Consider the following 14,279-nt stretch of genomic DNA (forward strand, 5'->3'; position numbering starts at 1 on the left):
AATCAAGGCCTGTAGCAAGGTGGTTGTTATTTGATCAGGCATTTTTGGCGGTGGGTTGGCCGGCTTTGTCAACCATTTTGTTGGACGTTGAATGGGTCTGAATCCAAGCCGGTCGCCCTGTGGATAAGTCTGTGGTTAAACTCTGGAAAGACTCGGCTGAGGGCCGTAGTTACTGGCTTGGAGCCATCGTCTATTACGCAGCTGGATCGTGCAAAATGCCATGTGCTACAACGCCCGTGGTCGAGGGTCAAGCTAAAAACTTTGGGATCTGCCCGCAAAGCCTTGTACACAGCGGCTTGCGGCTTTTTGACTTGCCCCCGTTAACTGTGGACCTGCCTGTGGATAACGTGCGCGTACATGGCTGCAAGCCAGGCAGGCCATGGCTTGGCGCTGGTTGGTCGTTTTTTGTACAGTGGCTCGATGTTGCCGGTGCCTGCAAGGCAGGGCATGCTGCCGGCTGATTATCTATTCCAATGGCTGTTCGTCAGCCGAAGCTAGGAGAACACGATGTCCGACACCCTGTTTATCACCGGCGCTACTTCCGGCTTTGGTGAAGCCTGTGCCCGTCGTTTTGCGGAGGCGGGCTGGAAACTGGTGCTGACCGGCCGTCGTGAGGAACGCCTCAACGCCCTATGTGCCGAATTGTCCAAGCAGACCGAGGTACACGGCCTGGTGCTGGATGTGCGGGATCGCCAGGCCATGGAGGACGCGATTGCCAACTTGCCGCCGTCTTTCGCCACATTGCGCGGCCTGATCAACAATGCGGGCCTGGCTTTAGGGGTCGATCCTGCGCCCAAGTGTGATCTCGATGACTGGGACACCATGGTCGACACCAACGTCAAGGGCTTGATGTACAGCACCCGCCTGCTGTTACCGCGCCTGATCGCTCACGGTCGTGGTGCTGGCATCATCAACGTGGGCTCCGTTGCCGGTAACTACCCGTATCCGGGCAGCCACGTGTATGGCGCAACCAAGGCCTTCGTCAAACAGTTCTCGCTGAGCCTGCGCTGCGACCTCCAGGGCACTGGCGTGCGCGTGAGCAACATCGAGCCGGGCATGTGCGAAAGCGAGTTTTCGCTGGTGCGTTTCGCGGGTGACCAGGAGCGCTACAACGCGACCTACGCCGGCGCCGAGGCGATTCAACCGCAGGACATCGCCGATACTATTTTCTGGGTGCTTAATGCGCCGGCGCACATCAACATCAATAGTCTTGAGCTGATGCCGGTGAGCCAGACCTGGGCTGGGTTTGCCATTCATCGTGATGGCGGCAAGGCTTGATCCTGAGTGATGGCCATCGCGAGCAAGCTTTGCTCCCACGGGAGAAAGCTTGCTCGCAGTGAAGGCTGTCACCTGCAGGAGCAAAGCTTGCTCGCGATGACGGCTGCCGGATTAGCCCAGATAGTCCGCCAGCCCGCGATAACAGGTCGCCAGATGATAGGGCGTGGTTGAAGGCATATCCTCGCGGCTCACCTGGCCCTGTTCATCACGACACTCATGCCAGCCTCCGGCATGCAGGAAGTTCTGCTGCAAGGCCAGGAGTTGACGCTGCACTGCGGCTTCGGCGTCTGGCCTCAAGGTCAGCGCACGCAGGTATTCCGCCTGGGCCCAGATGCGCTGGGTGGCGTCCCTGGCCTTGCCGTTAAGGTCGAGCATGGCCTTGACGGCGCCTGAGTGTGGATCCACCCCCGATTGTTCGGTGAAGGCGAACGCCCGCTCCAGTGAGCCGTGCAGCTGCGAGCCGCGCAGCAGCGGTGACGATTCGAGCAGGAAGTACCATTCAAACTGGTGCCCCGGTTCATACCAGTTATCCACAGCGCCCAGCGGCTTCTCCATCAGTACGCCTTGATGCGGATCGATGAAACGTTGCTGCATGGCTGTGCATAACGTCACCAGCATGCTTTGCACAGCGTCGTCCTGGCGTGCCGCCAGCGTCGCCAGGAAGGCTTCTGCCAGGTGCATCAGGGGGTTCTGCAAGGGCCCGGTTTGCAGCGATGTCCAGTCGCGCTCCAGACACGCCTCGTACAGGCCGTCGCCTGTTGCGAAGCGCTGCGCAATCACCTCCAGCGCGGTATCGAGCAGGTGCCCGACTGAAGGCTCGCGCACCTTGTCCCAGTAGTGTGCACAGGCGAACAGGATGAACGCGTGGGTGTAGAGGTCTTTGCGCTGGTCCAGTGGCGCGCCCAGCGCGTCGATGCTGTAGAACCAGCCACCGTGTTCGGCGTCGTGGAAGTGTCGTTGCAGAGAACTGAACAGCTGCGCGCTGCGTTCTTCGGCGGCGGGCACCTGGCCGATCAGGCTGGAAAACACATACAGCTGCCGCGCGCACGCCATGGCCCGATAGCGCTGGGGCGGCAGTGGCGAGTGTTCGGCATCCAGTGCCTCGTAGGGCAGGGCCAGTTCAGCGTTCCAGCCGGGGCCTTGCCACAGTGGCACGATCACTTCCTGGAAATGCTGCTGCACCGAGGCGAACAGGGCGGTCAATTCTGGCTGGGAGGCGGAGCGGGAAACAGGCTGCATTGGCTGGCGTCGTCACGGCAGGGGCGATTGCGCGACATGTTAGCAGGCCTGAGAGATGCGGTGTCTGTCAGGCCGCCATCGCGGGCAAGCCCGGCTCCCACAGGACCCGGGCTGGAATCCGGTTAGGGGTGTTCACAACCCCCCTAGGGGACCCGGGCTGGAACCCCATTGTCTGTATCCACAGAACCCTGTGGGAGCCGAGCTTGCTCGCGATGAGGCCTGCCCAGGCCATACAGAACTCAGCCCGCCAGCAACCAGGCCCCGGTCGCCGCCGAGGCCGCACCTGCCAGCCTGACCAGTGGCGCCGCTGCCTGCGGCAACACTCGAACCACCGCATAACCTGCGGCATGCAATGCCGCCGTCGCCAGGACAAATCCGGCCGCGTAGGCCCATGGGCTGGACATGTCAGGCAGTTCCAGGCCATGGGCCACGCCATGAAACAGTGCAAACAAAGCCGTTGCCCCGACCGCCATGGCCAAAGGGGGACGTACCGCCAAAGCCACTGCCAGACCCAGGGCCAGCACCGACGCCGCGATCCCGCTTTCCAGCGCAGGCATACTCAAACCTTCAAAGCCCAATATCCCGCCAAGCAACATGGTGCCGACGAAAGTGCAAGGCAGTGCCCAGCGCGCGGCGCCTTGCTGCTGCGCCGCCCACAAACCCACGGCAACCATCGCCAGCAAGTGATCAAGGCCACCGATCGGGTGGCTGATACCCGCGATCCATCCATTGTCGCCATGGCCCGGGTGGGCAAAGGCGACAGCCGGTGTCAGCAGCAGCACGATGGCGCCGAGAATGCGTTTGAGTGTCATGTAGAGCTTCCTTGTTGAAAATGTGAAAGGGTCAGGCCGCGGTCAGCAGGCCCTGACGCTCGATGAAAGCGATGATTTCTTCCAGGCCCTGGCCGGTTTTCTGGTTGCTGAAGACGAACGGCTTGCCGTTACGCATGCGTGTGGTATCGCTGTCCATCAACGTCAAGGACGCGCCTACCAATGGCGCGAGATCGATCTTGTTGATCACCAGCAAGTCGGACTTACAGATCCCCGGCCCGCCCTTGCGTGGCAGCTTGTCGCCGGCCGATACGTCGATCACGTAGATGGTCAGGTCGGACAGCTCGGGGCTGAAGGTTGCCGAAAGGTTGTCGCCGCCGGACTCCACCAGGATCAGATCCAGCCCCGGGAAACGCCGGTTCAACTGATCCACCGCCTCAAGATTGATCGAAGCGTCCTCGCGGATTGCGGTGTGCGGGCAGCCGCCGGTTTCCACGCCAATGATGCGTCCCGGGGCCAAGGCTTCGTTGCGCACCAGGAAATCGGCGTCTTCGCGGGTATAGATATCGTTGGTCACCACTGCGAGGTTGTAGCGATCACGCAGGGCCAGGCACAGGGCCAGGGTCAGGGCTGTTTTGCCGGAGCCGACCGGGCCGCCGATCCCTACGCGCAAGGGTTGTGTATTCATGTGATTCTCCTAGGAACGGAATAGACGGCTGTACTGGCGCTCGTGGGCCATACACGCCAGGGACAGGCCGAAAGCGGCGCTGCCATAGTGTTCAGGGGTAATACGCGTGGCGTTTTGCTGGCCCTGCTGCAGAAGGGGCAGCAATTGGCTGGTAAGCCGCTGGGCGGCCTGCTGGCCAAGGGGCAGGGTTTTCATCAACACCGCCAATTGGTTTTCCAGCCAGCTCCACAGCCAGGCGGCCAAAGCGTCCTGCGGGCTGATCTGCCAGGCGCGAGCGGCCAGGGCCCAGCCCAGGGCCAGGTGGGGTTCCGGGCGCTGTGCAAGAAAGGCCCGTGCCGGTGGATCAAGCTCGGGCAAGCCATTGAGCAACTGCTGCAGGGAATAACCCATCTGCCGACTTTCCTGATGCAACTCGCGGGTTTCGCGGCTGGCGCGGTGTTCCTCGCAGCGTTGCAGCAATTCGCCCCAGTTGTCGGCGGCGGCCGCCTCGCAATGGGCCAGTAGCAGCGGCGCTTCAAAACGAGCCAGGTTGAGCAGCAACTGGTCGCTGATCCATTGGCGGGCGGGGTCCGGGTCATGGACCCGGCCATTGTCCACCGCCATTTCCAGTCCCTGGGAATAGCTGTAGCCGCCAATCGGCAATTGCGGACTGGCCAGGCGCAGCAGCGCCCAGGCCGGATTCATAAACGCACGCCGAACTGGTGCAGTTTCGGCGGGTAGTTGAAATCTTCATCGCCGTGGCGCGAGTGGTGATGGCCGCCGCCGTAAGCACCGTGTTCCGGCTGGAACGGCGCTTCGATGTTTTCGACCTTGGCATCCAGCTGTTCAAGCATGGCCTTGAGCACGTAATCATCGAGCAGGCGCAGCCAACCGTCGCCGACTTGCAGGGCAACGTGGCGATTGCCGAGGTGATAGGCCGCACGGGTCAGTTCGAAGGCGTTGGCGCAGGTGACGTGCAGCAGCTGTTCGGGACGGGCGCAGACGCGCACAACGCGACCGTCTTCAGCCTGCAGGCATTCGCCGTCATACAGCGGCGGCTGACCGCGCTCCAGGAACAGCCCGACGTCTTCCTGTTCGGCACTGAAACAGCGCAAACGGCTTTTGCTCCGGGCTTCGAAGGTCAGGTGTAACTCGGCGGCCCAGACGGGTTGAGGGTCGATCCTGCGATGAATCACCAGCATCGGAAAGCTTCCAGCAAAGGACAATGCTCAGGCTAGAGCAAGGGGCTTGCCAATTTATGGATGTGTAGGAAATGCCTGTGGGAAAAGCAGAATCTGGGAGGCATTTGGAAATTAACGCACTGTTATGGTGCGATTAAAGGCCGAGTGAGCTAATTTGTCGCGCGGGACATGGTTTATGTTAGAGCAGGTGCGCGCGGGTAGAATTAAATTCGAGCGGTTTGTGAAAGAGTTCGGAGTCGGTACAACCTATGTTTGTCGTTTAGCAATAGTTGATTTAGGGGCGTTATGTTTAGTATATCTGGCAGTACTACTAATGGTCTCAGCAGCGCAGAAACCTCTTTTGCCAATGCCGCTAGAAAAGCAACGGATAAAGGAAGAGTACAGAGTCAGGCTCTTAAACGTCTACTGAAAGAAGTTCGTAATGCCCCGTCCGATATTTCCTTTGAACAATTCGAAGGTATTAATAAAAGTCGCAAGTCTATATGTGATATTTTAAAGGGTCAAAATTCAATTAAGTTTTACTCTAAAACAGGTAAATTAAATACGGCCTTGGAACTCGTGGAAGGAAAGCTCTCAGGAACCGCTCGGGAGAAAATCAAATTAGTCAAAGAGCAACAGGCCGTTGACATCAAAGAACAGTGTGTTTGCGTTGAAAAGAATCTAAAAAAAGCCTATTCCAAGGGAGTGCGGAACCTTGAACGATCGGAGTCAACGCTCAAGACAGCTCAGGAAAAAGTTGAGCTCGCTGTGGATGCGCTACCAGAAAATTTGAAAAAATTGGCGCTGCATTACATAAGTACTGGTCAATACTACCGCTTCGATAAAGACAGCAATACACTTCCTTCTCACGTTACCGAGCGCAAGGTCAAAGGGAGATGGGGCATGAAAACTGATTATTTGTCGACTCCGCATCCATATGCAAAAAGCTGGTTGGCAGTAGGCCAGGCGCTTGATGAATGTGAGAAGATTAAGGATAGAATGAATAGTTTGAAGGATTTACTTTCTGACAGAAAAGATATGTTGAAGTTGCGTGTTGACGCTTCAGGTGCTCCGGAACTGACTAAGGATCAGATCAGTCTGTTAAAGGCGCATCCCGCCAAATAGATGACGCTCGCAAGAACGCATGGGGCGACTCATTCAGTACTCCCCAGCCCTTGCCAGTGCTTGAGCCCGATAAAGATAAAGCGCAGTTGCGGGGTGATCTTCGCCTGAGGCGTCAGGTGTTCCGGCAACGCGTCAACGGGCGGGTCGATGATATCCGGCAGGGTGGCAAACACGCTTTTAACGATCAGGTCAGCCATGACGCTCAGCCCGGCAATGTCCAGGTGCTGCAGCTTCGGCATCAGCGACAGATCTGACGCCAGGTCTGAGCTGATGTCTTCACGCAAGCGGCCAATGGCCTGGCGGACCGGTAGCGAACCGCCATACTGCTCGCGCGCCAGAAACAGGAATTGCGAGCGATTGGCTGACACCACGTCAAGAAAGATGCGCACCGACGCATCGATAATGCCGCCCATGACAAACTCATTGTGGCGCACCAGGCGGACCGGTGGGCACGATCCCGGCGGTTTTCGCCACTTCACGCAGGCTCAGGCTGCCGAATCCTCGGCCACATTCCATCAAATGGCGGGCGGCGTCCATCAGGGCGTTGCAGGTCTGTTGTTTCTGTTCGGCGCGGGGCAGCATCGCAAGGGTTATTTCTGGACAGGACAGCGGCGCACTTTAGCAAATCGGCTTGGCCGGCGAACGGGGATCCGGGGGCAAGCCATCCTGGTTGATCAAGCCTTTTTCTTTCAGGCGATCATTACCACCTTCGGCGAGCGTTTGGCCCTATGGCGTGCGGTCACCACCCTCGGCAGCGACGTTCTGGCTGAATATCGAGTGGCTGGTTTTGACTTGCGGTGTAGCCGGGTCGGCGGTTGGCAGAGCAAAGGAAGTGCTGGCTAGGCTCTGTACGAAATCAGCTGAAACTCATTTGAACCCAGCAATCGTCGGGACTCAGTAAAGTGCGCGTCCATCAAAGGCTGGAGCCCACGATGGCCAAACGGTACGAACTTCCCGACGCAGCCTGGGATTTGGTTGCAGACATTTTCAGTGAATCGCGCCGGAATGGACGCCCACGGGCGAATGATCGACTGATGCTCAACGTCGTGCTCTGGGGCTCTGCTCGGGCGCTGCCTGGCGCGACATGCCCGAGCGCTTCGGCCCATGGTCAATCACCAGCATCGGAAAGCTTCCAGCAAAGGACAATGCTGGCTAGAGCAAGGGGCTTGCCAATCGGGCGAAGTGTAGGAAAACACCTACGGACCTTGGCGATTGTTGCAAGATGTTGAATCATATTGGTGGGTGAAGATTTGTCATGCATCAAATGTGGGAGTCGCCAGGTGGCTATTCAACGTGCTTGCCAATGCGCTGTATGAAACGAATTGATAGTGATTGACTACTTGCATTCGTGAGGAACCCCCTCCCACAAGTGCGTGTGTTCCGTGCTGCGTTACAAACGAGGATGCTTACGGCAGGGAGGTGTGTCTATGTGGTGCGTTTTCTGTCTCCTTGAAAATGCTAAATTTTTATACTTTAGAGCGTTTTTTACAAGAGATCATTAGGTGTGCATGTACTATCTCTTGACTTTAATTGCTGAAGGCTGGGTAAAAGATGCCAATCGATAGTGTGGGAGCGGACTCTATTGTTTCCTATATTCAGAGTCAACGTAAGGCTGCACAGAATGCGGGTAGAGTAAAACTCTCCCAGCTTGTAAATATCTTAGAAAAAGTGAATAACACTTCTATTAAGTTTTCCAAATTTCAAGTCTTGGAAATTAAAGCGGATTTGGATGGACTTGATGTTGTTATAAGGAAACAGGGCTCTAGAAAGGAAAAGGAAAAGTTGGGTGCGACAAATAACATACGCATGCACGTAAGCCAAAGTACTTCAGCTAAGACTGATGAACAAATCAAGCAGTGGTCGAAGGATTATAAATTAATTATCCAAGGTAATTTGGCAGTATTAACTACCATGCGGCCGGCGCTAGAGCGATTATATAGGCGGGACACTTGTGAAGCTATAAGCCAAATGGATTTTGCTTTAATGAATGCTGTACTAGCAGATTCTGGCGTGCTAGAGGTTGGTACTAATGACCGTGGGGACGTTGTTCAAACTCATCGTCAAATTAAACTCGAACTTTTGATAAATAAGTTGCGTACGGGTCCGGAGACAATGCAAATTTTTAATGAGGCTTTTGCAGCCTGGGAGGCCACGCTGGCAAGTGCTACACCGCAAAACGCTTCTTGAGGGGTATATGAGTACATATCGTTAGTAGCACATTTAATGTGTTCGCTCGCTGTAAAGACTGTCCTGCTTACATAGGTGCCAAGAGGGTTTTAGGACGTCATCGGCACACCCATTTCCTCGTTGGAACAAAGTTGGGTGAGCGCTCATTCGGTGCTCCCCAGCCCCTGCCAGTGCTTGAGCCCGATAAAGATAAAGCGCAGTTGCTGGGTGATCTTCGCCTGAGGTGTCAGGTGTTCCGGCAACGCGTCAACGGGCGGGTCGATGATATCCGGCAGCGTGGCGAACACGCTTTTGACGATAAGGTCGGCCATGACACTCAGCCCGGCAATGTCCAGGTGCTGCAGCTTCGGCATCCGCGACAGGTCCGAGGCCAGGTCGGAGCTGATGTCTTCACGCAAACGGCCAATGGCCTGGCGCACCGGTAGCGAACCGCCGTACTGCTCGCGGGCGAGAAACAGGAATTGCGAGCGATTGGCTGACACTACGTCCAGAAATATGCGCACCGACGCATCGATAATGCCGCCCATGACAAACTCATTGTGGCGCACCAGGCGAATGGTTTCGCGGAAGGTCTGGCCGACTTCGCTGACCAGTACCAGGCCCAATTCATCCATGTCGGCGAAATGTCGATAAAACCCGGTAGGCACAATGCCGGCGGTCTTGGCCACTTCGCGCAGGCTCAGGCTGCCGAATCCGCGGCCGCATTCCATCAGGTGGCGGGCAGCGTCCATCAAGGCACTACGGGTTTGTTGTTTCTGTTCGGCGCGGGGCAGCATCGGCAGGGTTATTTCTGGACAGGGACAGCGACGCACTCTAGCAAATCGGCTTTGCCTGCGTCGAACGACTATCGAGGGGTAAGGCGGGGATTTGCTGCTTTCAGAAAGTCAAAAGCCCAATCGACAGACTGGGCTTTTTTTCAGGGCCGCCATGGGCTCAGCTCAAGGCGCTGTTGCGTTCGATTACACGGTCACCACCACCTTCGGCAAGGGTCTGGCCTTGTGGGGTACGATCGGAACCGTCGGCAGCCAGGGTTTGACCTTGTGGAGTGCGATCGGAACCGTCAGCAGCCAGGGTTTGACCTTGTGGAGTGCGATCGGAACCGTCAGCAGCCAGGGTTTGACCTTGTGGAGTGCGATCGGAACCGTCAGCAGCCAGGGTTTGGCCTTGTGGCGTACGATCGGAACCGTCAGCAGCCAGGGTCTGGCCTTGTGGAGTGCGGTCCGAGCCGTCCTGGGTGATCAGGCCTTTTTCTTTCAAACGATCGTTACCGCCTTCAGCCAGGGTCTGGCCTTGTGGAGTGCGATCCGAACCGTCGGCAGCGATGGTTTGGCTGAATACCGAGCGGCTGTCTTTGACTTGTGGGGTAGCCTGGTCAGCAGCTGGCAGAGCGAAAGCGGTGCTGGCCAGCATGGAAAGGGTCAGGCTTAGCAGTAATTGGCGTTTCATGATGGGTTGCTCCTTGGGGGGGCGATAAAGTGGGTACGAGGTCAATGCTACTCTCGATAAGTCGATATAAAAGTTCATAAACGCAATGGTAATAATCAACGGAATTGATTGTTCTGCGAAATGGCTCTAGACCGGGCGTTTCCGGCGGGTGTTTTCGCACCGGGGTGGGTATTTTCGACTCACACGTGCGACGTAAAAGTGCGGTGTCGGTAACGCCTTATCGAGGGGGCAGTCTGTCCCGGGACGATTATTTGAGGATTAATCGGGATTTCGGTTAAACCTGCGGGCCATTTTTCAGTCGTAGATCTCATGACAGGCCGGTTCTGGCCTGCATTTCAAAACGTGCGTCGCGGTCAGGGCGCTCAGTCGTATCAAGGAGCCCTGTGCAATGACGCGCACTCGAAAAGTAATTGCCTGGACCCTCGCCAGCTTGTTAGTCCTGCTGGCGGTGCTGGTTTTGATCATCGTGTTCTTCGATTGGAACCGCATTAAACCCCCGCTCAATGCCAAGGTGTCCGAGGAGTTGCACCGTCCGTTCGCCATCAACGGCAACCTGGCTGTGGTCTGGCAGCGCGAGCCCGAGGAAGGCGGCTGGCGCGCGTGGGTGCCCTGGCCGCATGTGGTGGCCGAGGACCTGAGCCTGGGCAACCCCGAGTGGTCGAAGCAGCCCCAGATGGTCACGCTCAAGCGCGTGGAGTTGCGCATTTCGCCCCTGGCCTTGCTGGCGCAGCGTGTGGTCATCCCGAGAATTGACCTGACCGGGCCCAATGCCGATCTGCAGCGCCTGGCCGACGGTCGTGCGAACTGGACGTTCCAGTTCGATCCCAAGGATCCCTATGCCGAACCGTCCAGTTGGGTGGTGGACATTGGCGCCATTGGTTTCGACAAGGGCCACGTTACCCTCGATGACCAGAGCCTGAAAACCCAACTTGATGTGCTGATCGACCCACTTGGCAAGCCAATCCCGTTCAGCGATATCGTCGGCGAAAAGGCGGCAAAGACTGCGCAGGACAAGGGCGCTGCGCCGCAGGATTACGCGTTTGGTATCAAGGTAAAGGGTCAATATCACCAGCAAAAGCTCAACGGCGAAGGCAAGATCGGCGGCTTGCTGGCGTTGCAGGACTCAGACAGACCGTTTCCACTGCAGGCCAAGGTCAATATTGCCGACACCCGGGTGGAACTCGCCGGCACCCTGACCGATCCGCTTAACCTTGGCGCACTGGATCTACGCCTGAAGCTGGCGGGCGCGAGCCTGGGCAACCTGTATCCACTGACGGGCGTCACACTTCCGGACACCCCGCCTTATGCTACGGACGGCCATTTGATCGCCAAGCTGCATGAGCCTGGCGGTGCGCTGTTCCGCTATGAAGAATTCAACGGCAAGATTGGCGAAAGCGATATTCACGGCAGCCTGGCCTACCTGGCCGGTAAGCCACGACCCAAACTCAGCGGCGCACTGGTTTCCAACCAATTGCTGTTTGCCGACCTCGCGCCGCTGATTGGTGCGGATTCCAACGCCAAACAGAAAGCACGTGGTGGCGAAAGCAAGCAGCCGACCGACAAGGTGCTGCCAGTCGAGGAGTTCAAGACTGAACGCTGGCGCGACATGGACGCGGATGTCGAATTCACCGGCAAGCGCATCGTCCACAGCGAAAAACTGCCCTTTAACGACCTGTATACCCACCTGGTGCTCACCGACGGAGTGCTCAGCCTGGAACCACTGCGTTTCGGCGTGGCGGGCGGCAAGCTGGATGCGCAGATTCGCCTGAACGGCCGTACCGAGCCCCTGGAAGGCCAGGCCAAGCTGACCGCGCGGGGCTTCAAGCTCAAGGAGCTGTTCCCGACCTTCGAACCGATGAAAACCAGTTTCGGCGAGCTTAATGGCGATGCCGACATCACCGGGCGGGGCAATTCGGTCGCCAAACTCCTCGCGACCTCCAACGGCAATCTGAAGATGCTGATCAACGATGGTGCGATCAGTCGTGAGCTGATGGAACTGGCCGGATTGAATGTGGGTAACTATATAGTCGGCAAGATCTTTGGCGACAAAGAGGTGAAGATCAACTGCGCGGCTGCCGACTTCGATATCAAGACGGGCCTGGCGACGACGCGCCTGTTTGTATTTGATACCGAGAACGCGATCATCTATATCGATGGCACGGCAAACATGGCGACCGAGCAACTGGACCTGGCGATTACCCCGGAATCCAAGGGCTGGCGCTTGATTTCCCTGCGATCTCCCCTGTACGTGCGGGGCAAGTTCATCAAGCCGGATGCGGGTGTGAAGGCGGTACCGCTGTTATTGCGTGGTGCCGGCATGGTGGCCCTGGGTGTGATAGCGGCGCCTGCCGCCGGCTTGCTGGCACTGATTGCACCTAGCGGGGGTGAGCCGAATCAGTGCGCGCCACTGCTTGAGCAGATGAAGGCGGGCAAGGCGCCGAAAACTGTAAAGAACTAGGCTGGTGTTGAGGAAGGGCGAGCCTTATCGTCGCTTGGGGGCGATAAGGCTCGTGGGGTTAGAGGTCCTTCAAAATATCTGCCATGTCATCCGCGTGCTCTTCTTCCTGAGCCAGGATGTCTTCGAAAATACGCCGGGTAGTCGGGTCTTTCTCTCCAATGTATTGAATGATTTCCCTGTAGCTATCTATCGCAATTCGCTCGGCCACCAGGTCTTCATAGACCATCTCTTTCAGTGAGTTGCCAGCGACGTATTGCGCATGAGAGTTGCGGGACAGCGTGTCAGGGTTGAATTCCGGTTCGCCACCCAGTTGCACAATGCGCTCGGCAAGCCTGTCGGCGTGCTGGCCTTCCTGTTTGGCGTGTTCGAGAAACTCCTCGGCTGCAACGTGGGCTTTCAAGCCGTTGGCCATGAAGTAGTGGCGCTTGTAACGCAACACGCACACCAGTTCAGTGGCCAGCGACTCATTGAGCAGGCGCAGCACTTCGTCGAGGTTGGCGCTGTAGCTTTCGGTCACCGCACCGTTTTCGACGTTCTGCCGGGCGCGGGCGCGGAGGGTGGTTACATCAGACAAATGCATGTCGCTCATCTCGTTCTCCTGGAGGCTAATCCGGTTGGCGTCACGGCTCTGGGGGACGTGATCGCTACTTAAAGTGTGAGTAATGAGTGCGGTGAAAAGTTTTACGAGATTGTCGGCTGTCCGTCCGATGCGCTCTGACGTGGCATCAGGCCCGACAGTCGCACTTCGTCCTGTCGCCACGAAAAGGGCGGTGTGCACCGATGGATGCCGCTTGCTTACTGCCAGGTCTCGGTCGTCGAGTTGTCATCTGTTGCAGTGATGCTTGGCTGAGGTCTTGCATCGCGCTTGCCCTACCTGTCCCTCACAAGGAAGTCCGCCCATGTCGCAAGATTCAGCCCCGCGCTATCCATTGGTGCTGGTCCCGGGAATGCTCGGGTTTGTGCGGTTGCTGCTTTATCCCTACTGGTACGGGATCATCTCGGCGTTGCGCCGTGGTGGTGCAACCGTGTTCGCGGTGCAGGTCTCTCCCCTCAATTCCAGCGAAGTTCGTGGTGAACAGTTGCTGGCCCGAATTGACGAGATTCTGCGGGAAACAGGGGCAGAGAAGGTCAACCTGATCGGCCACAGCCAGGGCTCGCTGACCGCGCGCTATGCCGCTGCCATGCGTCCCGACCGGGTGGCGTCGGTGACTTCGGTGGCGGGGCCCAATCATGGCTCTGAACTGGCGGACTACCTGGAAAGGCACTATCCGGCGCAGGGCGCCAAGGGGCGAGTGCTCAGCGTGTTGCTGCGGTTGATTGGTGCCGTGATGAGCCTGCTTGAAACGGGCTATCGCGGGCCGAAGTTGCCGGTCGATATCCCGGCTTCCCACCAGTCGCTGACCACGGAGGGGGTGGCGCTGTTCAATCAACGGTATCCCCAGGGCTTGCCGCTGACTTGGGGTGGCCAGGGCCCGGAACTGGTGAATGGGGTGCGGTACTACTCGTGGTCGGGCACTCTGCAACCGGGCAAGACCGATCGTGGGCGCAATCTGATTGACGGGACGAACCGCAGCTGCCGGTTATTCGCCAGGACCTTCGTCCGTGAAGCCGGGCATTGCGACGGCATGGTCGGACGCTACAGCTCGCACCTGGGCACGGTGATTGGCGACAACTATCCGCTGGATCACTTTGATATCGTCAATCAGTCGCTGGGACTGGTGGGCAAGGGCGCCGAACCGATCCGCCTGTTCGTCGAACATGCGGCGCGGCTGAAAGCGGCGGGCTTGTAAGATCAAGATCAAAAGATCGTCCGAAGGCTGCGATCTTTTCAATCAGGCAACCCTGATTTTGCGCCCCAAAACAGTCGTCCAGCGCTCCGAGAGAATCACCCCACCCAACGTTAAAACCCCTGTCTCTTATACACATCT

Annotated in this window: 13 protein-coding genes and 3 pseudogenes; 6 read left to right on the plus strand and 10 right to left on the minus strand. The window is 57.6% G+C overall.

The features are described from left to right. The first annotated feature begins 507 nt into the window (after positions 1-507). On the plus strand, positions 508-1,278 hold the full coding sequence (locus UB23_RS08685; RefSeq protein WP_045058941.1) for an SDR family oxidoreductase: 771 nt from the start codon (positions 508-510) through the stop codon (positions 1,276-1,278). Between the two features lie 111 nt (positions 1,279-1,389). Here the strand turns inward: UB23_RS08685 and UB23_RS08690 are convergent, their stop codons facing one another. From UB23_RS08690 to ureE, 5 genes are all read right to left on the minus strand, one after another. Next, positions 1,390-2,517 (minus strand): AGE family epimerase/isomerase, encoded by a 1,128-nt coding sequence (locus tag UB23_RS08690; RefSeq protein WP_045058942.1) that lies wholly within the window; start codon positions 2,515-2,517, stop codon positions 1,390-1,392. Positions 2,518-2,756: 239 nt separating this feature from the next. Further along, positions 2,757-3,329 (minus strand): HupE/UreJ family protein, encoded by a 573-nt coding sequence (locus UB23_RS08695; RefSeq protein WP_045058943.1) that lies wholly within the window; start codon positions 3,327-3,329, stop codon positions 2,757-2,759. A gap of 31 nt (positions 3,330-3,360) precedes the next feature. Next, the gene (gene ureG, locus UB23_RS08700; protein ID WP_045058944.1) at positions 3,361-3,975 is read right to left on the minus strand and encodes an urease accessory protein UreG; all 615 of its coding nucleotides are present in this window, start codon (positions 3,973-3,975) and stop codon (positions 3,361-3,363) included. 9 nt (positions 3,976-3,984) lie between these two features. After that, the gene (locus UB23_RS08705; protein ID WP_045058945.1) at positions 3,985-4,659 is read right to left on the minus strand and encodes an urease accessory protein UreF; all 675 of its coding nucleotides are present in this window, start codon (positions 4,657-4,659) and stop codon (positions 3,985-3,987) included. Continuing rightward, the gene (gene ureE / locus UB23_RS08710; RefSeq protein ID WP_045058946.1) at positions 4,656-5,156 is read right to left on the minus strand and encodes an urease accessory protein UreE; all 501 of its coding nucleotides are present in this window, start codon (positions 5,154-5,156) and stop codon (positions 4,656-4,658) included. Before ureE ends, UB23_RS08705 begins: the two co-directional genes overlap by 4 nt. Before the next feature lie 285 nt (positions 5,157-5,441). Between ureE and UB23_RS08715 the strand changes: the two genes are divergently transcribed. Then, positions 5,442-6,260 (plus strand): hypothetical protein, encoded by an 819-nt coding sequence (locus UB23_RS08715; RefSeq protein WP_152644258.1) that lies wholly within the window; start codon positions 5,442-5,444, stop codon positions 6,258-6,260. A gap of 29 nt (positions 6,261-6,289) precedes the next feature. Here the strand turns inward: UB23_RS08715 and UB23_RS08720 are convergent. Together UB23_RS08720 and UB23_RS30690 are read right to left on the minus strand one after the other, a co-directional pair. Next, a pseudogene (locus UB23_RS08720) lies at positions 6,290-6,842 on the minus strand (TetR family transcriptional regulator). A 60-nt stretch (positions 6,843-6,902) separates the two neighbouring features. Further along, positions 6,903-7,082: pseudogene (locus UB23_RS30690) on the minus strand (hypothetical protein); the annotation flags it as partial. 110 nt (positions 7,083-7,192) lie between these two features. Between UB23_RS30690 and UB23_RS28395 the strand changes: the two are divergent. Together UB23_RS28395 and UB23_RS08725 are read left to right on the plus strand one after the other, a co-directional pair. Then, positions 7,193-7,371: pseudogene (locus UB23_RS28395) on the plus strand (transposase); the annotation flags it as partial. A gap of 440 nt (positions 7,372-7,811) precedes the next feature. After that, positions 7,812-8,447 (plus strand): hypothetical protein, encoded by a 636-nt coding sequence (locus tag UB23_RS08725; protein ID WP_045058948.1) that lies wholly within the window; start codon positions 7,812-7,814, stop codon positions 8,445-8,447. Positions 8,448-8,590: 143 nt separating this feature from the next. On the opposite strand, the gene UB23_RS08730 is transcribed toward UB23_RS08725, so the two are convergent. Both UB23_RS08730 and UB23_RS08735 read right to left on the minus strand, forming a co-directional pair. Then, positions 8,591-9,223, minus strand: a complete 633-nt coding sequence (locus UB23_RS08730) for a TetR family transcriptional regulator (RefSeq protein ID WP_045058949.1) — start codon at positions 9,221-9,223, stop codon at positions 8,591-8,593. 157 nt (positions 9,224-9,380) lie between these two features. Next, positions 9,381-9,893 (minus strand): hypothetical protein, encoded by a 513-nt coding sequence (locus UB23_RS08735; protein ID WP_045058950.1) that lies wholly within the window; start codon positions 9,891-9,893, stop codon positions 9,381-9,383. A gap of 388 nt (positions 9,894-10,281) precedes the next feature. Here UB23_RS08735 and UB23_RS08740 point away from each other — a divergent pair, with 388 nt between their 5' ends. After that, positions 10,282-12,351, plus strand: a complete 2,070-nt coding sequence (locus UB23_RS08740) for an AsmA family protein (RefSeq protein WP_045058951.1) — start codon at positions 10,282-10,284, stop codon at positions 12,349-12,351. A 58-nt stretch (positions 12,352-12,409) separates the two neighbouring features. Here UB23_RS08740 and UB23_RS08745 read toward each other — a convergent pair whose 3' ends face one another. Continuing rightward, entirely contained in the window at positions 12,410-12,940 is a 531-nt protein-coding gene (locus tag UB23_RS08745) for a ferritin-like domain-containing protein (protein ID WP_045058952.1), read from the minus strand. Positions 12,941-13,250: 310 nt separating this feature from the next. Between UB23_RS08745 and UB23_RS08750 the strand changes: the two genes are divergently transcribed. Next, positions 13,251-14,141, plus strand: a complete 891-nt coding sequence (locus tag UB23_RS08750; protein WP_045058953.1) for a lipase family alpha/beta hydrolase — start codon at positions 13,251-13,253, stop codon at positions 14,139-14,141. Positions 14,142-14,279 lie beyond the last annotated feature (138 nt).

Source organism: Pseudomonas sp. ES3-33 (assembly GCF_000952175.1).
GTDB classification, from domain to species: Bacteria; Pseudomonadota; Gammaproteobacteria; order Pseudomonadales; family Pseudomonadaceae; genus Aquipseudomonas; species Aquipseudomonas gregormendelii.